The sequence below is a fragment of the Balnearium lithotrophicum genome, assembly GCF_900182585.1.
GTDB classification, from domain to species: Bacteria; Aquificota; Aquificia; order Desulfurobacteriales; family Desulfurobacteriaceae; genus Balnearium; species Balnearium lithotrophicum.
Genome location: NZ_FXTM01000007.1, coordinates 1 through 17,088, shown reverse-complemented (window position 1 = coordinate 17,088; position 17,088 = coordinate 1). Strand labels below are relative to the sequence as shown.

Below are 17,088 nucleotides of genomic sequence, written 5' to 3'. Positions count from 1 at the left end.
TAATTTTCAGGTGCAAATATTTAATAGAAACTGAGTCGGAGGAAACCTTGGCAGTTGTTTCAAAAAATATTGGAAGGGAATTGGAGAAGTTATTGGGAAAGGAGAAGGTTAGAACCTCTGAAATGTGGAGGTTATCCTACGCCTACGACGGAACCCCTACAGGTTACAAGGGCGTTCCTGATGCTGTTGTCTTTCCGGAGTCTGTTAATGACGTTGTTAAGATTTTGACCTATGCAAATGAAAATAAGGTTCCCGTTTATCCTAGGGGAGCTGGTTCTGGCCTCACAGGTGGAGCTGCCCCTTTAGAGGGAGGAATCGTTGTTTCCACAGAGAAGATGAACAGGATTTTAGAGATAGACGAGGATAACTTAGGAGCTTTAGTTGAAGCAGGGATTGTTACCTACGACTTCCAGAAGGAGGTTGAAAAAATAGGTCTCTTCTACCCTCCAGACCCCTCAAGCTACAAATACTCAACGATTGGTGGAAACATTGCCGAAAACGCCGGTGGTCCAAGGTGTGTTAAGTACGGCGTAACCAAGGATTACGTTATGCAGTTAGAGGTGGTTTTTCCCGATGGAACTGTTTCAAAGCTTGGCTCAAAAGCCGTTAAGTCAGTTGCAGGGTACAACTTAAAGGACCTAATAGTGGGCTCTGAAGGAACTTTAGCCTTTATAACAAAAGCCTACCTGAAGCTAATTCCAAAGCCCGAAGCCGTTAGGACTGCAATGGCCATTTTTCCAAAGGTTGAACAGGCAGCTCAGGCTGTTGCAGATATGTTTAAGGCAAAGGTTATACCCACAGCCTGTGAGTTTTTAGATAAAAATTCAATAGTTGCAGTTGAGAATTTTGCAAAGATAGGTCTTCCTACCTATGCTGAAGGGCTTTTGGTAATAGAGGTTGACGGTTACGAAGCCGTTGTTGACGAACTCATAAACAGGGCGGTAAACGTCTGCAAAAAAGCAGGAGCTACTGAGATAAGGACGGCGTCTGATGAGGGTGAAAGGGAAGCAATCTGGATGGCAAGGAGGTCTGTCTCCCCGGCAATTGTTCAGCTGAAGCCTAAGAAGATAAACGAGGACGTTGTAGTTCCAAGGAGCAGAATTCCGGAGCTCATAAAGGGAGTCTACAAAATTGCTGAGAAGTACAACCTCATGGTTGTAAACTTCGGCCACGCCGGTGATGGAAACATACACGTTAACTTTATGTACGAACCTCACGAACAGGAGAGGGTTGAGAGGGCCGTCAGGGAAGTTTTTGAGTTTACCATAAGCCTTGAAGGTTCAATTTCTGGTGAGCACGGTATAGGCTGGATGAAGAAGGAATTCTTGCCCTTGGAAGTCGGAGATGCCATTGAGAAGATGAAGGCGGTTAAGAAAGCTCTCGACCCCAACAACATTATGAATCCGGGAAAGGTTTTTGACCTTTAATAGTTAACGGCCTTTTTAAGGTTATAGTTAATCTGGAGCTGGAACTGGATTTTATCGTTCGTTATGTTTTCCGGAATTTTGGGGAATCTGGCGTTTCTAATTGCGATACACGTGGCCTGAGACAGGATTGGATTGCCGGAGAGAGGTTTACACTCAACTGCCTTTCCGCTCCTGTTTAGTGTAAATTGAACAACAACCTCACCCTCAATTCCATTTTGAATGGCCTCTAAGGGGTAGAAAATCTGCTCCTCAATTGCCTCCTTTACCCTCTCAACGTAGTCCTCCGGGAGATTTCCCTGAAGTGGTTTAAGCCCTTCTCCTTTTTTCCTTTTTTCGACGGAGCTCCTCTTTTGAACCTTCCTGACAGGTCTTTTACTCTCTAAATTGGTTTTTAAGTTCTTTTCCATCTTTGTTTCTGTAACTTTATCCTCTCCTTTCTCCCTCTCGATTCTAACCTTATGAATCTCCTCCGTTTTCCTAACCAAGCTTATTCTTATTACCCTTTTAATCTCCCTCTTCGGCTCCTTCAGTGCAAGAATCGTTCCTTCAAAAAAGAGAAATTCCAAAATTAGGGCAATTAGAACCGAAAGAACTAACCTAACGGGAGTTTCCATTTTTTTCCTTTGCAAGAAGTCCTACAGAGTTTATACCGGCCTTCTGAGCGGCATCCATTACATTTACAAGTGATTGAACGGGAGCTCCCTTGTCCGCATCTACCACAAGGGAGATATTTGGAGTCTGTTTCTTTACACTTTTAAAGAGCCTCACAAGTGTATCAAAGTCAACCCTATCTTTTCCGTAGTAAATGGTTCCGTCCCTCCTAATAACAACCGTAACGACCTTCCTCTTTACCTTTAGACTACTTTTTTGAACAGTTTCAGGGGGATTTGTCTTCATAGAAAGTCCAGGAATAATGCTGCCCGCTATAAGAACGAAAAATGCAAGGAGAAACAGCATAACGTCAACCATGGGAACAACTATAAGTTCAGGTCTTTCCTCACAATCACTCTCCTTAAAAATAAACAAACTTCCTCCTTGAGATTGGTATAAAATTATTATACTTAAGTTTTGGAGGTAACGTTGGACTTAGAGTTCTTTCACAGATTGGTTTTCTATACGCTTTACTTTCTCTTCTTTTTATCAACGGCGGTCTTTATAGAGAGGTTGCTCTACTTCTTCTTTACCTTTCCTGCTGAAAAGAAGCTCATTAAGAAGGAGTTGGAAGTTACAAAGGATGAAGGAGCGGAGCTCCTCTACGTGAACTTCTCCTCAAAACTCGAGAGGGGAAAGGGCATCTTAATGTTCTCAATCACTGCATCTCCTCTCTTGGGTCTATTGGGAACGGTTCTTGGAATAATTGACTCCTTCAAAACGATGGCTGAAAAGGGGGTATCTGACATTTCTGCTGTTAGTAAGGGAATAGCCTTTGCCCTTGAGGCTACAGCCTTGGGGATTGCCGTAGCTCTCTTCTCCCTCCTTTACTACCACACACTTAACGGCCTTGTTAAAAGGGGAAAAACGGAAATAAAAAGGTTTATACTCCAGAACCTAAAGGGAAGAGGGGAGGGCGATTAACCCTCCTCAAGAACCTGTGGAATTAGCTCGTTTAGTAACTTAGGATTGGCTTTACCCCTCGTTTCCTTCATAACCTGACCAATCAGAAACTTAACTGCCTTCTGCTTCTGCTTTTCGTTTCCTTCCCTGTACTGTTTGACGGCCTTTTCGTTGTTTGAAACGACCTTTTTAATTATCTCCTTAAGGGCAGATTCATCTGATATCTGAACGAGCCCCTTCTCCTCAACAATTGCAGAGGGACTCTTTCCAGATTTCACCATTTCAGGAAGGACATCCTCCTTTGCAACCCTAAGGGAGATAGTTCCTTTATCGACAAGATTTAGGAGCTCTGCAATGTCCTCAGGCTTAACGGGGGATTCATCTATTGATAGCTTCTCCTCGTTGAGAATTCCTAAGTAGTCAGAGATTATAAGGTTTGCCACTTTCTTAGCTTCTCCCTTGTAACTTCTTGCTGCTTTTTCAAAGAACTCAGCTAAGTTCCTATCCCTCACTAAGATACTTGCATCGTAAGGTGTTATTCCAAATTCTGAGACAAATCTCTCCTTCACCTGGTCCGGGAGCTCTGGAAGGCTTTCTTTAATCGATTGGAGCCATTCATCATCAATTATGAGAGGAGGTAGGTCAGGTTCTGGGAAGTACCTGTAGTCCTCGGCCTCCTCCTTGGTCCTCATTGTCTTTGTAACTCCCTTAGAGGAATCAAAGAGCCTCGTCTCCTGGACTACCTCACCTCCGCTCTTAACGACCTTTATCTGCCTTTCAATCTCGTACTCAAGGGCCTTTTGGATAAACCTGAATGAGTTTACGTTTTTAATCTCTGTTCTCGTTCCAAGCTCCTTACTCCCTTTAGGCCTTATGGAAACGTTTGCATCACACCTTAGTGAACCTTCCTCTAAGTTTCCATCGTTAACGCCAATCCAGACGAGGATATCTCTGAGCTTCTGCATGTAGAGCCTTGCCTCTTCCGGGGTTGATATGTCCGGCTCTGAAACAATTTCGATGAGGGGAGTTCCAGCCCTGTTTAGGTCAACGTAGGAGTTTTCGTCAAACCCTTCACCGTGAATCGTCTTTCCTGCATCCTCCTCCATGTGAATTCTTCTGATTCTTATCCTCTTCTTCGTCCCGTCCTCCTTCTCTATCTCTATCCAGCCGTTTTCGGCGAAGGGGAGTTCGTACTGGGTAATCTGGTAGGCCTTTGGAAGGTCGGGATAGAAGTAGTGCTTACGGGCAAAAACGGAGTATCTGTTTATCTTACAGTTCAGTGCCAGTGCAGCCTTAACGGCGTACTCAACAGCCCTCTTATTTAAAACCGGAAGTGAACCGGGCATTCCAAGACAAACGGGACAGACGTTTGTGTTGGGAGGAGCTCCAAACTCATTCTTACAGCTGCAGAAGATTTTAGTTTCCGTTAAAAGCTGGGCATGAACCTCAAGACCTATTACAGCTTCAAATTCCATCTTTCCTCTCCACTCTAAATTTTTCCTGAGATTTTACAAAAACTTTAAATGTTTATTATTCCAACAAGTTACTAGAGTTCTATTGGAATTAAATTAGCACGAATATTTTCTTGATGAAAAACTTGCTTGGAACAATCTATTTCAATAACGCAGGAGATGACAAAAAGAACTTTTGGAATTGAAGTTATTCCTGTTTTATCTTTTTTCTGTTTTTCTTCTATTTCTGATTCTATATCCTTTTTAATTTCATCTTGAGAACTCCACTTATAAAGGCAATACTTCTTACCCCAACTAGATTTTATTTTTTCAAAATTTTCTAGTGGATTAACAATAAAATCGACAGCTGTAAACATATAACATCCATCCTGAGTTTTAGCATATATAGGAAAAAATCCAAATTTTTTTAACTCATTTTGGAGATAGGTAAGGGTTTTATCAGTTCCTTTTGGCTTTTGATGCCACCAAAAGAAAACTACTGGTTTACCTTTACATTCTTGTCCATAAAGTACTTCATTCATTTCATTAATCCAACTACTTCCCTTGTTGTCAACAAAGAAAAGCCCCAGCATATTAACCTCACTAAGTTCATTCTTTATTTTTAAACGCTGAGATTTCTTCCTTACCCTCATTTTTAAAAGTTTTTGTTAAGTCTGCAATCCTTTATAATAGAGTTCCCTATCTATAAAAACCAATAGGGTATCTGAGTAAAATCTTGAACTCCTTATTAGTTTAAACTTCTCCTCCTGAGGGAGCTCCCCGACATTCCCTCCAAACATTGGAACTCCCTCATTTCCAACAATCTTTGGAGAGTAAAAGAGGGTAAGCTTGTCCACTAAGTTCTCTGAAAGTAAAGAGTATGCAAGTCTTGACCCTCCCTCACACAGAACGGAATAGATTCCAACTTCCGATTTGAGCTTCTCCAAAGCTTCCTTAAGGTCAAGATTGTCCCCGAGGTCAAAAACGGGAAGAAGTCTCACTCCTAAATCCTTTAAAATTCCAGCCTTGTAGGTCAAGAGGGACTCTTGGGAGGTTACAACTATTAGTTCCTTTGCCCTCTCTTTGACCAAGTAGCAATTTGTGGGAATCCTTAACTCTCTGTCAACAACTACGGCAAAAGGCTGCCTCTCAACGGGAAAATCCCTGACCGTAAGCTTAGGGTTGTCCTTTAGAACAGTTCCTATTCCTACCATAACTCCATTGTGGTAGCTTCTAAGTCTCTGGACGTATCTCCTTGAAGCCTCGTTAGTTATCCACTTTGAGTTTCCGTTCCTATCGGCAATCCTTCCATCTAAGGTTGACGCAATTTTTAGATTTAAAAATGCCCTGTTTTTCAGTACGTTAACTGTGAAATCGTCTATTAACTCTAAACACCTTTTCTTAAGGACTCCGACCTTAACCTCTATTCCAGCTCCCTTTAATCTCTCAACTCCCCCCGATGCTTCAGGGTTAGGGTCTCTGACTCCTATAACTACCTCTTTTACTCCAGACCTTATGATTTTTTCTGTGCAGGGAGGGGTTCTTCCGTAGTGGTTACAGGGTTCTAATGTAACGTAGATTCTTGCTCCCCTTGCCCTATCTCCTGCCCTTTCCAATGCAACAACCTCAGCGTGGGGAAGCCCTGCTCTTTTGTGGTAGCCGGTTGAAATAACCCTTCCATCCTTTACAACTACAGCACCAACTGCAGGGTTGGGAAGTGTTTTTCCCTTGGCCCTGTAGGCCTCCCTAAGGGCAAGGTTCATAAATTTAATGTCCTCTAACGTTATCCTATCCATCTCAAAAGTGCCTGTGAACTATGTAGTGAAAGAGGAGAAAGAGGAGAAACAGGAAAATTCCTATCTGCATTCTAACCTTTTTATTCACACTTAACCTTCCAGGAAGTTCATTGCTCTCCTAACTTCTTCCATTGTTTTCTCTGCAACCTTCTTTGCTCTCCTTGAACCTTCCCTGAAGATACCTATCAGTTCATCCCTTTTGGAAAGGAGCTCTGCCCTCTTGCTCCTTATAGGCTCTAAGAAGTTATTGAGGTTTTTAGCAAGTTCCCTCTTACACTGAACGCATCCAATTTCTCCCCTTCTGCAGGACTCCTCTATCTCCTTAACCCTCTCCTCTGGCGTAAATATTTTGTGGTAGGCAAAGACGGAGCAGACCTCCGGGTGTCCGGGGTCTGTCTTTCTAACCCTTGCAGGGTCTGTAACCATAGACATTACCTTCTTGTTTACCTCTTCCTCAGAATCTGAAAGGTAGATGCAGTTTCCGTAAGACTTACTCATCTTCCTTCCGTCAAGTCCGGGAAGCTTTGGAGCTTCTGACAGGTAAGGCCTTGGCTCTGGGAAAATATCTCCAAAAAACCTGTTGAACCTCCTCGTTATTTCCCTTGAGAGCTCTATGTGTGGAATCTGGTCAATTCCAACTGGAACGGTATCGGCCTTGTAGAGTACAATGTCTGCAGTCTGGAGAACCGGGTAGCCTAAAAATCCGTAGGTTGCAAGCTCCCTGTCCTTTAAGTTCTCCATCATCTCCTTGTACGTAGGATTCCTCTCGAGCCACTTAACGGGAGTAATCATTGAAAGGAGGAGGTGGAGCTCTGCGTGCTCCTTTACCCAGGATTGAACAAAGAGTGTGCTCCTTTCTGGGTCAATTCCCGATGCAAGCCAATCGGCCATCATCTCAACGGTGTTCTCTGAGAGTCCACTTGTGTCATGGTAGGATGTAGTTATTGCGTGCCAGTCAGCTATGAAGAAGAAGCTCTCTGCTTTCTCTTGGAGCTCCACCCACGTTTTGAGAGCTCCGAAGTAGTTTCCAAGGTGGAGCTTTCCCGTTGGCCTCATACCGGAAAGGACTCTCCTTATATCCTTTGGCTCTTCGTACTTTTCAAGGGCAATCTTCATTTCCCTATCTACGTTGCTTACAAGGAGCTCCCTTTTCATATCTACTCCTCTACCCTTTCGTATCTGTCCATTATTCTCCTGTAAACCTCCTTGTAACTTTCAACTACCTTTCCCATGTCCTTCCTGAACCTATCCTTGTCTAAAACCTCTCCTGACGATTTATCCCAGAGCCTGCACGAATCTGGGGTTATCTCGTCTGCAAGGAGTATCTCACCGTTACACCTTCCAAACTCCAACTTAAAGTCAACCAACTGAATGTCTATCTCGTCAAAGAACTTTCTCAAAAGCTCGTTTACTTTAAGAGCAGTTTTAGTCATTTCTCCAAGCTCTTCCCTGTCTGCCCAACCAAAGAGGTAGACGTGGTGAGGACAGACCATCGGGTCGTGAAGCTCGTCGTTTTTGTAGAAGTATTCAACCAAAGGTTCCTTCAGGGGAGTTCCTTCCTTTACTCCGTATCTCTTAGAAAAGCTTCCTGCAGCAACGTTTCTAACAACAACCTCAACGGGAATTATCTCGCACCTTTTCACCAGCATTTCCCTTGGAGACAGTCTCTCAACAAAGTGGGTCTTTACTCCGTTTTTCTCTAAGTACTCAAAAATAACCGTTGAGATGGCACAGTTTATAATACCTTTATCCTCAAGAACCTCCTTTTTTGCTCCATCAAAGGCTGTAGTGTCATCCTTAAAGTAGGCTATGAGAAGATTCTCACTGTCTGTTGAGTATAGAGCCTTTGCTTTTCCTTCGTAGATTTTTTCCCTCTTTTCCATAGTTCCTCCAGAACGTTAGTTGTAAAGTAATTATATAGTAGTTGTATAATTACTTGCCCTATAAAGCTCTTTAGAGAGGAAAAATGAAGGAGTACTGTGGAATTTTCGGAATATACAACAATCCAAATGCTGCTTACTACACCTATTTAGGTCTTTACGCACTACAACACAGAGGGCAGGAGAGTGCGGGAATAGCAGTAACTGATGGAAACAGAATAGACTACCACAGGGATTTTGGCCTTGTTTTTTCCGTCTTTAACAGTGAAAGGTTAAACAGTTTAACCGGGCACGTAGCGATAGGACACAACAGATACTCAACATCCGGAGCCTCAGATTCCCCAGACAACGTTCAGCCAATCGTTGTTTCCTACAAGTTGGGACAGATGGCAATAGCTCACAACGGGAACCTTGTTAACGCTTGGGAGCTCCGGGAAAAGTTAGAGGATGAAGGCTCCATCTTTAGGGGAACAACCGATTCAGAGGTTATTGTTCATCTAATCGTTAAGTCAAAGAAGAGGAGATTCCTCGAAAGGTTGATGGACGCACTCTCCAAACTAAAGGGTGCCTATTCACTACTTGTCATGACCAATAAAAAGTTAATTGCGATTAGGGACCCATGGGGATTCCGTCCCCTGTGTATGGGAGAGCTTGACGGAAGTCCCGTTTTTGCGTCTGAGACCTGTGCATTTGACCTAATAGGAGCTAAGTACATAAGGGACGTTGAGCCTGGAGAGGTTGTCCTTATAGAGAACGGTGAAATGAAGTCTTACAGGATACCGGCATTTGAAAGTGCCAAGCGCTCCCAGTGTATCTTTGAGTTTGTCTACTTTGCAAGACCGGACAGTAAAATCTTCGGAAGGAGCGTTTACGAGGTAAGGAAAGCCTTTGGAAGGAAACTGGCAAAGGAACACCCTGTTGATGCAGATGTAGTTATACCCGTTCCAGATTCCGGTGTCGTTCCTTCTTTAGGATACTCTCAGGAGAGTGGAATTCCATTTGAGCTTGGTCTTATAAGGAACCACTACGTTGGTAGAACGTTTATAAAACCACAGCAGAAGATGAGGGATATTGGAGTTAAGGTTAAACTAAATCCCGTTCCGGAGCTCCTAAAGGGAAAGAGGGTTGTTGTAATTGATGATTCCATCGTTAGGGGAACCACAAGCAGAAAAATTGTTAGGATGATTAGGGAGGCCGGAGCTAAAGAGGTTCACATGAGGATAAGCTCACCTCCAACAAAATGGCCGTGCTACTTTGGAATAGATACTCCGACAAAGGACCAGTTAATAGCTTCAACCCACTCAGTTGATGAAATTTGCCGATATATAGAGGCCGATTCGTTGGGTTATTTATCGATTGAGGGTATGATAGAGGCTGCCGGAGGAAGTTGGGAGGACTACTGTACTGCCTGTTTTGATGGTAACTATCCCGTTGATATTCCTGAAACTGTAGTAAGGCAGGCTAAAAAGGAATAGTGGTGCGCCTGGCGGGATTCGAACCCGCGACGCCAGGATCCGGAGTCCTGGGCTCTATCCAGCTGAGCTACAGGCGCTGTTTAGTGGAAAATATATATCTGTCGGTTAATATGAAAAGATACGTAAGGGAAATTTTCGATAAGCTCTGCATTTTAACTGTTCTTTTATCAATCTCTGTCTTCTTGATACTTGCCTTCAAAGTTGTAAAGATAAGGTCCGAATGTACAAAGGCGGAGGCCAGAATTTCCTCATTAATTGGGGAAATTGGGCGTTTGAAGAACGAAAACAAGAGGTTGAACATTGAGTTTTACAGATTGGTTAAGCCAAAATCGGTTGACAATGAAACTAAGGATTTAAAATTGCTCCATGAAAATGAGGTGAAGTATCTTAGATGAAATTTAGGTCTATTCTAAAGTTTTTTGAAAGGATACACAAATTTTTCAAACCGTTTAAGGATGAAAGGCTAAACAATTTTTTGTTCTTTTCCCTTCTGTTGGTTCTTCTCTACTCGGTCAGAATATTGGAGCTCTCCTACTTTAAAGGTGATTACTGGATAAACAAGGTCTCCAAACAGTTTGAAGGAAGGATAAAGATATCCCCTCCCAGGGGAGACATATTGGATAGAAACGGAACGATTTTAGCTGCAAGCCAAAAAGTTGTCTCCTTCTATGTAAGACCTCTCTACATAAAGGATAGAGAACTTTTTAAGAGAATAATTCTAAGGGATAGAGATACGTTAAAAGTGTACGCAGAAAAGAAGGGAATTTCCCTTGAGAAAATCTTAAAGCTATTATCTCCCCTTTCACAAATAAGGAAATCCGATTTAGAAAGAGCGTACAAAAAGGGATACATTACGGTAAATACCAAGAGAGGTAGGGTTAAAGTATCCTTTATTTGGCTAAAAAAGAACCTATCCCTTCCGATTGATGAGGCATCAAGGGCCGTTAGACTTGCTTTAAGAATTTACTTTTTCCTGTCTAAGGAAAATCCCTTTAAGGTTCCCTATCCAGACCTCTTAGGTTTTACAACGGAATATAAGAGGGTCTACCCCTACAGCGTTGGTTCAACAGTTGTGGGGATTACAAGTCCGTTTGGAGAGGGAATATCTGGACTTGAATACTACTTAGAGAAGAAGAAACTAATAGTTGGAAAACCCATTGAACTTTCTGGAAAAAAAGACTACAGGGGAAAAGTTTACTTGGGGAAGAGGGCTACGGTATTTGTTACAAAGGAGAAGGGAAAGAACGTTGAGCTTACAATAGATGGAAATCTACAGTACATTGTGGAAGAGATAATTTCTAAGTATGGAGAAAAGTGGAATCCTGACTTTATAAATGCAGTTTTGATGGATGTAAGAAGTGGCGAAATCTTAGCTGCTGCCTCCTGGCCCTTCTACGATTACGATAAACCAAAAAAAAGTTATCCCCTTACTCCCCGTTACGCTGTAGCTCCTTACGAACCCGGTTCTGTAATGAAACCTCTCGTATTAGCTGCGGCACTGAACGAGGGATTAATAACTCCCGATACGGTTTTCTTCTGTCCGGCAAACTTTAAGGTTGGAGACAAAGTTTTCCACAACGAATTTCACGGAAGGGATGTAAAGCTGAGGGCTTGGGAGATAATAGAGTATTCCGATAACGTTGGTATTATTCAGGTCGGCCAGCTTTTAGGTAAGAAGAAACTCTACGATTACTACAAAAGGTTTGGATTTGGTGAGAAAACGGGGGTGGAGCTCCCCGGAGAGAGTCCGGGAATTTTAAGGGACTGGAGAAAGTGGAGGGATGTTGACTTTGCAACACTTACTTTTGGACACAACATATCGGTTACAACGCTTCAGCTTGCCGCAGCTTACTCTGCTCTTGTTAACGGTGGAATCTACTACAAGCCCCACTTCTTAAAAGCAGTTGTTGATGATAAAGGTAGAGTATTAAAGATATTTAAACCGGTTCCTGAGAGGAGGGTAATATCTGAGAAGGTTTCTAAGGAAATGAGGAAAATTCTTACAATGGTTGTTGAAGGAGGAACAGGGGTAAAAACAAAGTTTGAAAACTTCTACGTAGGAGGAAAGACGGGAACTGCTTTGAGGTACAACCCCAAGATACACGGATACGATAAGACAAAAATAAATGCAACATTTGCAGGTTTTTTCCCTTCAACAAATCCTAAGTACGTTCTTGTTGTAACGGTAGTGGAACCAAAAGTTCCTAAAAACATGCTCTGGGCAAGTAAAATTGCAGTTCCGATTTTCAGGGATATTGCGGAGAGGACTCTGCTTTACGAAAGAACCGTTCCTGATAGGAGAAAGTACTACATAGACGATTCAGGAAATTTAACATACAGGGAAATTAATACGAACTTTGTACTGACAAACGGACTTCAGCAAAAGGAAAAGTAGTAGAATAGCAATTCAAATTTTTATTAGGAGAGGCTTCAATGATTGTTATAGAGCTCCCCGACGGAAGTAAATTGGAGTTTGATAGGGAAACAAACGTTAAAGAGATAGCAGGGAGAATTTCAAAGAGTTTAGAGAAAAACGCCGTTGGAGCCCTTTTCAATGGAGAGTTAATAGATGTCCACACTCCCATTAAGGAGAGTGGGAGGATAAGAATAATAACTCAAAAGGACCCTGAATCCCTTCAAATTCTGAGACACAGTGCTGCCCACATCCTTGCAAAGGCCGTTAAGAGAATCTACGGCTACGATAACGTTAAGTTGGGAATAGGACCTGCAACAGAGGAGGGTTTCTACTACGACTTTGACCTTCCCGTCTCAATATCCGAAGAGGATTTACCTAAGATAGAAGAGGAGATGAGGAAGATTGTCCAGTCAAAGGAGCCCTTCAGGAGGGAGGTTGTATCAAGGGAAAGGGCAAGGGAGCTCTTCAAGGATGACCCCTACAAGTTGGAACTTCTTGAATCGATACCTGAGGATGAGGAAGTAACAATCTACTGGTTGGGAGAGGATTTCTTTGACCTCTGCAAAGGTCCCCACGTTGAACACTCTGGCCTTGTAAAGGCATTTAAACTTTTATCTGTTGCTGGGGCTTACTGGAGGGGGGATTCAAGGAACAAGATGCTCCAGAGGATATACGGAACCGCCTTCTGGAAGAAGAAGGACCTTGACGAGTACCTTCACAGGTTGGAGGAGGCTAAAAAGAGGGACCACAGGATTCTTGGAAAGCAGCTTGACCTCTTTGGAATCTACGAGGAGGCCGGACCGGGACTTGTATTCTGGCATCCAAACGGTTCAGTTGTCAGACAGGAGATTGAAAGGTGGGTTGAGGAGGAGCACAGAAAGAGGGGTTACCAGCGTATCTACACTCCCCACATAATGAAGGCCGACCTCTGGAAGACATCAGGACACTACAACTTCTACAGGGAAAACATGTTCTTTGTTCCCGTTGTTGAGCATGATGAAGAGGAGAGATTAGGAAACGATGAAGTTCCTCTCACGTGTGAGGAGATAGAGAGGGCAAACTGGTACGCCGTTAAGCCGATGAACTGTCCCGGACACATTCTGATTTACAAGTCTCAGGTTAGGAGTTACAGGGATTTACCCATAAGGTACTTTGAGTTTGGAACGGTTTACAGGTACGAAAAGAGCGGGTCTCTTCATGGCCTGTTAAGGGTTAGGGGATTTACTCAGGACGATGGACACATATTCTGCCGTCCGGACCAGCTCAAGGAGGAGATTCAGGGAGTTCTTGACTACGTGATGGAGCTCCTATCGATATTCCAGCTTGACTACGTAATCAACATAGGAACAAAGCCTGAAAAGTACATCGGAAGTGACGAAGCATGGGAACACGCAACGAACGCCCTGATAGAGGCACTAAAGGAGAGGGGATTTGACTATAACATCGTTGAAGGGGATGGAGCCTTTTACGGGCCTAAGATTGACATAGCGGTTTTAGATGCAATCGGTAGAAAGTGGGACGGTCCTACCATTCAGGTTGACTTTAACCTCCCAGAAAGGTTCGATTTGACCTACGTTGACAGGGACGGACAGAAGAAGAGACCTGTTATGGTTCACAGGGCCATAATGGGAAGTATAGAGAGATTTATAGGTCTTCTCATAGAGCACTATGCTGGACTCTTTCCAACGTGGTTAGCTCCTACTCAGGTGGTAATCATTCCTGTTAGTGATAAATTCTTAGATTATGCCGATGAAGTTTACAGGAAGTTAAAGGAGGCTGGAATCAGAGTAAAACTTGACGATGAGAGTGCAAAGGTCGGCTATAAGATTAGAAAGGCAGAAACAATGAAGATTCCATACATGTTGATAGTTGGTCAGAAAGAGCAGGATTCTGGGACAGTTTCTGTCCGTTCAAAGAGGGAAGGGGAGCTTGGAAGTATGGAGATTGCCCAATTTTTAGATAAAATCACAAGGGAAATTAGAGAAAAGAAATAAACAATATGGAGGAGGTTAGCCATTAGTAAAAAGTTAGAACAAACAAGGGTGAACGAGAAAATAAGGGCAAGGGAAGTTTTGGTCATTGATGAAAACGGTCAAAAGTTGGGGGTAATGCCTACGCGGGAAGCTCTAAACTTGGCCAGAGAGAGAGGGCTTGACCTTGTGGAGGTTTCACCAAATGCCAATCCTCCAGTTTGCAGGATAATGGACTTTGGAAAGTACAAGTACCAGATGCAGAAGAAGATGCACGAAGCAAAGAAGAGGCAGAAAACAATTGAAGTTAAGACGGTAAAGATTCGTCCGAGAACAGATGAGCACGATATGCAGGTAAGAATTAAACAGGTGAGGAAGTTTTTAGAGAAGGGAAACAAGGTTAAGGCAATTGTTATGTTTAGGGGAAGGGAACAGGCACACGTTGACCTCGGAGAGGCCCAACTTTTGAAGATATACGATGCTGTTAAGGATATTGCAGAGATGGAGAGAAAGCCAAAGAAGGAAGGTAGGGACATGATAATGATACTTGCCCCCAAGAAGAATTGAGCCTATAATTCCACTCCGTTTAAAAAGTAAAGGAGGCTTGAAGGATGCCTAAGATTAAAACTCGTAGGTCTGCAGCTAAAAGGGTTAAAGTTACTGCGTCGGGAAAAATCAAGCACTGGTCTCCCGGAAAGAGCCACATCCTTACTAAAAAGAGCAGGAAGAGGAAAAGAAAGTTAAGGAAGGCCAAGTACTTAGAAGGAGCACAGGCAGCAAACTACAAACAACTTGTAATCTACATGTAAATCGGATGCTAAGCAGGCTCTAAGCTCCGAAGGAGCGCCTGCAGCTCAAAAAGGAGGAGTAGAATGAGAGTAAAGTACAGTCCAAGAAGAAAGAGAAGGAAAAAGCTGAAGAAGTTAACGAAAGGGTACTTTGGAGGCCGTTCAAGGCTCTACAGAACTATGAAAATTGCTGTAATGAAGTCTCTCTTCTACGCATACCAACACAGAAGAACAAGGAAGAGGGACTTCAGAAGGCTCTGGATTGCCCGTATCAATGCTGCAGTTAGACCCTTTGGAATTAACTACAGCAGGTTTATTAACGGTCTCAAAAAAGCAGGTATTGAACTTGATAGAAAAATCCTTGCAGACATTGCTGTAAGGGACCCAGAAGCCTTTAAAGTAATTGTTGAAAAGGCAAAAGCCGCCCTTTAAACCTTAATTGTGACTTGAAAACAGAGCCCGCCCTTGCGGGCTTTTTATTTATAACTTGAATAGCCAATCTTTCCAATTATTTCCTATTTTTCCTTTCCTCCTGTACCTTTCCATCAGACGGGAACAGGGGCAGTTTCTATCGGACTTTTGGAGCTCCTCAACTACTTTTAAAACAATAATGGGAAATTGAGACACTGCTAAATCAACCCTTTTCCTCTCCTCCTCTCTTAACATCCCTTCAAAGAGGACTCCCCCTTTAAACTCATAGTTCTTTATTCCCTCTGCATAATTTGTAACATAGCAGAGAGCTCCGTAGCAGAGTTCTAACTCCCTTGCAAGGAAGACTTCAGGAACGAGGGTCATGCCTACGAGGTCTGCTCCTAAATTTTTAAACATTTTTATTTCAGCTTTGGTTTCAAGTCTTGGTCCCTCTGTACAGACGTAAACACCGATTTCATGAAATGGAAGTTCTAAATTTGAAAGAACACTAATTAGGGCTTTTCTAACGTTAGGACAAAAAAGAGGACTTTGCCTTACAAATCCAAGTCCGCCATTTTCAAAGAATGTTGATTTTCGACTTTTTGTAAAGTCGAGAACATCCGTTGGAACCACAAAATCCCCAGGTTTAAAATCTTCCCTCAGAGAACCAGGGCCTGACCATGAAACGACAATTTCAGCACCTATCTCCTTTGCAGCATATATGTTTGCCCTGTAGTTAACAAATGGTGCTGTTGTATCGTAGTCCTTCTCTCCGTGTCTTGACAAGAAGTGATAGATAAATCCGTTCGGATGCTCAATTTTATAAATAGGGTTCGAAATACCGTACGGAGTATCAAGTCTCTTAACTTCAATAATTCGCCCGAAGTTCTCTTTTTCCAACAAATAAGCGCTACTTCCTCCAATTACAAAGACTCTACCCACGGTTCCTCCTAATCTCTGGAGGAGTTATTCTGTGAAGTTTAAAGCGCTCTTTAGCAATTTCCTTTACCCAGTCAACGTCTTTAAACTTTTGAACGTAAGGGTCTATAGATATACCCCCTCTTGGATTGAACTCACCGTACACCTCTATGTAGTAGGGCTCCAAAAGTTCAAAAAGGTCGTCTGCTATCTTGTTTACCGTATCCTCATGGAATCCCCTGGCGTTTCTAAAGGAAAATAGATAGAGCTTTAAAGATTTACTCTCAACTAACCACTTATCAGGAATGTACTGAATATAAATAGTTGCAAAGTCGGGCTGTCCAGTAATGGGGCAAAGAGTGGTAAACTCAGGACAGTTAAAGGATACCCAGTATACTCTGTCAGGGAATTTGTTTGGAAACCTTTCAAGGAGCTGTGGATTATATTCGAATTCATAAATGGTTGGCTTTCCAAGTTTGGAAACGTTACCGAAGTCCTCTCTCTTCACTCTTCACCTCAAGTTTACATTATTTTTAGATTTTAATAAAAAGAGGGGGCAGCCTCAGCTGCCCCTTTCTCCATAAAGGGGAGGGAGGGGGAAAAGGGGGGATTATGAAGACCAATCAACAATTGAAATTGGCGTCCCCAGGGGGATTCGAACCCCCGTCGCCGGCGTGAAAGGCCGGTGTCCTAGGCCGGGCTAGACGATGGGGACGCTTAGCGTAAGAGGAAATATAGACTTCCTACAAATCTTGTCAAGGGGGTGTTCTCGTTCAATACATGGTGGACACCCTGGAGTTTTTTAATATATTCCTCAAACTTCTCTACTGGAGTCTTATAACCAAGACCTTGATGAGGCCTAACGAAGTTGTAAAAGCTTAGATACCTAAATAGTTTCCTGTTCATTTCATCAACTGTCGGCTCAGTCCCTTCTATCATCCACAGTTCCTTCTCCACCGTCTGTATGAACCTTTCAACATGTGCATTGGTCTTGGGAGACCT

At 42.9% G+C, this 17,088-nt stretch carries 19 protein-coding genes and 2 tRNA genes; 9 read left to right on the top strand and 12 right to left on the bottom strand.

The features are described 5' to 3' along the window. Window positions 1–47: 47 nt before the first annotated feature. Window positions 48–1,427: an FAD-binding oxidoreductase gene (locus FN732_RS03485; protein WP_185954228.1), complete on the top strand. Its 1,380-nt coding sequence runs from the start codon at window positions 48–50 to the stop codon at window positions 1,425–1,427. Here FN732_RS03485 and FN732_RS03480 read toward each other — a convergent pair. Then, window positions 1,424–2,041, bottom strand: coding sequence for an energy transducer TonB (locus FN732_RS03480; RefSeq protein ID WP_185954227.1), 618 nt, complete (start codon window positions 2,039–2,041; stop codon window positions 1,424–1,426). The genes FN732_RS03485 and FN732_RS03480 overlap by 4 nt on opposite strands. Then, window positions 2,025–2,453 (bottom strand): ExbD/TolR family protein, encoded by a 429-nt coding sequence (locus tag FN732_RS03475; RefSeq protein WP_142934757.1) that lies wholly within the window; start codon window positions 2,451–2,453, stop codon window positions 2,025–2,027. The genes FN732_RS03480 and FN732_RS03475 overlap by 17 nt, the downstream gene beginning before the upstream one ends. 54 nt (window positions 2,454–2,507) lie before the next feature. Between FN732_RS03475 and FN732_RS03470 the strand changes: the two genes are divergently transcribed. Next, window positions 2,508–3,002, top strand: coding sequence for a MotA/TolQ/ExbB proton channel family protein (locus FN732_RS03470; RefSeq protein WP_246051315.1), 495 nt, complete (start codon window positions 2,508–2,510; stop codon window positions 3,000–3,002). Here FN732_RS03470 and gatB read toward each other — a convergent pair. From gatB to purC, 5 genes are all read right to left on the bottom strand, one after another. After that, complete coding sequence (gene gatB, locus FN732_RS03465; protein WP_142934753.1) at window positions 2,999–4,456, bottom strand: Asp-tRNA(Asn)/Glu-tRNA(Gln) amidotransferase subunit GatB; 1,458 nt, start codon at window positions 4,454–4,456, stop codon at window positions 2,999–3,001. The genes FN732_RS03470 and gatB overlap by 4 nt on opposite strands. Before the next feature lie 71 nt (window positions 4,457–4,527). Next, a complete protein-coding gene (locus FN732_RS03460) occupies window positions 4,528–5,085 on the bottom strand; it encodes a hypothetical protein (protein WP_185954226.1) in 558 nt (185 codons plus the stop codon). Window positions 5,086–5,100: 15 nt separating this feature from the next. Continuing rightward, on the bottom strand, window positions 5,101–6,228 hold the full coding sequence (gene ribD, locus FN732_RS03455; protein ID WP_142934749.1) for a bifunctional diaminohydroxyphosphoribosylaminopyrimidine deaminase/5-amino-6-(5-phosphoribosylamino)uracil reductase RibD: 1,128 nt from the start codon (window positions 6,226–6,228) through the stop codon (window positions 5,101–5,103). A gap of 90 nt (window positions 6,229–6,318) precedes the next feature. Further along, the gene (gene trpS / locus FN732_RS03450; protein ID WP_185954230.1) at window positions 6,319–7,305 is read right to left on the bottom strand and encodes a tryptophan--tRNA ligase; all 987 of its coding nucleotides are present in this window, start codon (window positions 7,303–7,305) and stop codon (window positions 6,319–6,321) included. A gap of 80 nt (window positions 7,306–7,385) precedes the next feature. Then, window positions 7,386–8,111, bottom strand: a complete 726-nt coding sequence (purC, locus tag FN732_RS03445) for a phosphoribosylaminoimidazolesuccinocarboxamide synthase (RefSeq protein WP_142934744.1) — start codon at window positions 8,109–8,111, stop codon at window positions 7,386–7,388. An 83-nt stretch (window positions 8,112–8,194) separates the two neighbouring features. Here purC and purF point away from each other — a divergent pair, with 83 nt between their 5' ends. Beyond that, complete coding sequence (gene purF, locus FN732_RS03440; RefSeq protein ID WP_142934742.1) at window positions 8,195–9,583, top strand: amidophosphoribosyltransferase; 1,389 nt, start codon at window positions 8,195–8,197, stop codon at window positions 9,581–9,583. On the opposite strand, the gene FN732_RS03435 is transcribed toward purF, so the two are convergent. Then, a tRNA-Arg gene (locus FN732_RS03435) sits at window positions 9,584–9,660 on the bottom strand. 33 nt (window positions 9,661–9,693) lie between these two features. Between FN732_RS03435 and FN732_RS03430 the strand changes: the two genes are divergently transcribed. From FN732_RS03430 to rplT, 6 genes are all read left to right on the top strand, one after another. Then, the gene (locus FN732_RS03430) at window positions 9,694–9,978 is read left to right on the top strand and encodes a hypothetical protein (protein ID WP_142934740.1); all 285 of its coding nucleotides are present in this window, start codon (window positions 9,694–9,696) and stop codon (window positions 9,976–9,978) included. After that, window positions 9,975–11,978: a peptidoglycan D,D-transpeptidase FtsI family protein gene (locus tag FN732_RS03425; RefSeq protein WP_142934738.1), complete on the top strand. Its 2,004-nt coding sequence runs from the start codon at window positions 9,975–9,977 to the stop codon at window positions 11,976–11,978. Before FN732_RS03430 ends, FN732_RS03425 begins: the two co-directional genes overlap by 4 nt. Before the next feature lie 38 nt (window positions 11,979–12,016). Then, window positions 12,017–13,993 carry a threonine--tRNA ligase gene (gene thrS, locus FN732_RS03420; protein ID WP_142934736.1) on the top strand — a complete coding sequence of 659 codons (1,977 nt, stop codon included), beginning with the start codon at window positions 12,017–12,019 and terminating at the stop codon, window positions 13,991–13,993. A gap of 48 nt (window positions 13,994–14,041) precedes the next feature. Next, window positions 14,042–14,536, top strand: a complete 495-nt coding sequence (gene infC, locus FN732_RS03415; RefSeq protein WP_246051314.1) for a translation initiation factor IF-3 — start codon at window positions 14,042–14,044, stop codon at window positions 14,534–14,536. Between the two features lie 44 nt (window positions 14,537–14,580). Continuing rightward, window positions 14,581–14,778 carry a 50S ribosomal protein L35 gene (gene rpmI, locus FN732_RS03410; protein ID WP_142934732.1) on the top strand — a complete coding sequence of 66 codons (198 nt, stop codon included), beginning with the start codon at window positions 14,581–14,583 and terminating at the stop codon, window positions 14,776–14,778. Window positions 14,779–14,841: 63 nt separating this feature from the next. After that, window positions 14,842–15,189 (top strand): 50S ribosomal protein L20, encoded by a 348-nt coding sequence (rplT, locus tag FN732_RS03405; protein WP_142934730.1) that lies wholly within the window; start codon window positions 14,842–14,844, stop codon window positions 15,187–15,189. 48 nt (window positions 15,190–15,237) lie between these two features. Here rplT and FN732_RS03400 read toward each other — a convergent pair whose 3' ends face one another. The 4 genes from FN732_RS03400 to FN732_RS03385 all read right to left on the bottom strand — a co-directional run. Then, window positions 15,238–16,110, bottom strand: a complete 873-nt coding sequence (locus FN732_RS03400; protein WP_142934727.1) for an MTAP family purine nucleoside phosphorylase — start codon at window positions 16,108–16,110, stop codon at window positions 15,238–15,240. Continuing rightward, on the bottom strand, window positions 16,103–16,594 hold the full coding sequence (queF, locus tag FN732_RS03395) for a preQ(1) synthase (RefSeq protein WP_142934725.1): 492 nt from the start codon (window positions 16,592–16,594) through the stop codon (window positions 16,103–16,105). The genes FN732_RS03400 and queF overlap by 8 nt, the downstream gene beginning before the upstream one ends. A gap of 129 nt (window positions 16,595–16,723) precedes the next feature. After that, window positions 16,724–16,801 (bottom strand) — tRNA-Glu (locus FN732_RS03390). 2 nt (window positions 16,802–16,803) lie between these two features. Then, the coding region (locus FN732_RS03385; protein ID WP_142934723.1) for an integrase core domain-containing protein at window positions 16,804–17,088 on the bottom strand (285 nt) is incomplete at its 5' end.

What these genes read in the sequence shown, in the direction of transcription:
- FN732_RS03480 (WP_185954227.1), bottom strand. Translation starts at nt 2,041, where the DNA reads ATGGAAACTCCCGTTAGGTTAGTTCTTTCGGTTCTAATTGCCCTAATT.
- gatB (WP_142934753.1), bottom strand. Translation starts at nt 4,456, where the DNA reads ATGGAATTTGAAGCTGTAATAGGTCTTGAGGTTCATGCCCAGCTTTTA.
- FN732_RS03460 (WP_185954226.1), bottom strand. Translation starts at nt 5,085, where the DNA reads ATGAGGGTAAGGAAGAAATCTCAGCGTTTAAAAATAAAGAATGAACTT.
- ribD (WP_142934749.1), bottom strand. Translation starts at nt 6,228, where the DNA reads ATGGATAGGATAACGTTAGAGGACATTAAATTTATGAACCTTGCCCTT.
- purC (WP_142934744.1), bottom strand. Translation starts at nt 8,111, where the DNA reads ATGGAAAAGAGGGAAAAAATCTACGAAGGAAAAGCAAAGGCTCTATAC.
- purF (WP_142934742.1), top strand. Translation starts at nt 8,195, where the DNA reads ATGAAGGAGTACTGTGGAATTTTCGGAATATACAACAATCCAAATGCT.
- FN732_RS03430 (WP_142934740.1), top strand. Translation starts at nt 9,694, where the DNA reads ATGAAAAGATACGTAAGGGAAATTTTCGATAAGCTCTGCATTTTAACT.
- FN732_RS03425 (WP_142934738.1), top strand. Translation starts at nt 9,975, where the DNA reads ATGAAATTTAGGTCTATTCTAAAGTTTTTTGAAAGGATACACAAATTT.
- thrS (WP_142934736.1), top strand. Translation starts at nt 12,017, where the DNA reads ATGATTGTTATAGAGCTCCCCGACGGAAGTAAATTGGAGTTTGATAGG.
- rpmI (WP_142934732.1), top strand. Translation starts at nt 14,581, where the DNA reads ATGCCTAAGATTAAAACTCGTAGGTCTGCAGCTAAAAGGGTTAAAGTT.
- rplT (WP_142934730.1), top strand. Translation starts at nt 14,842, where the DNA reads ATGAGAGTAAAGTACAGTCCAAGAAGAAAGAGAAGGAAAAAGCTGAAG.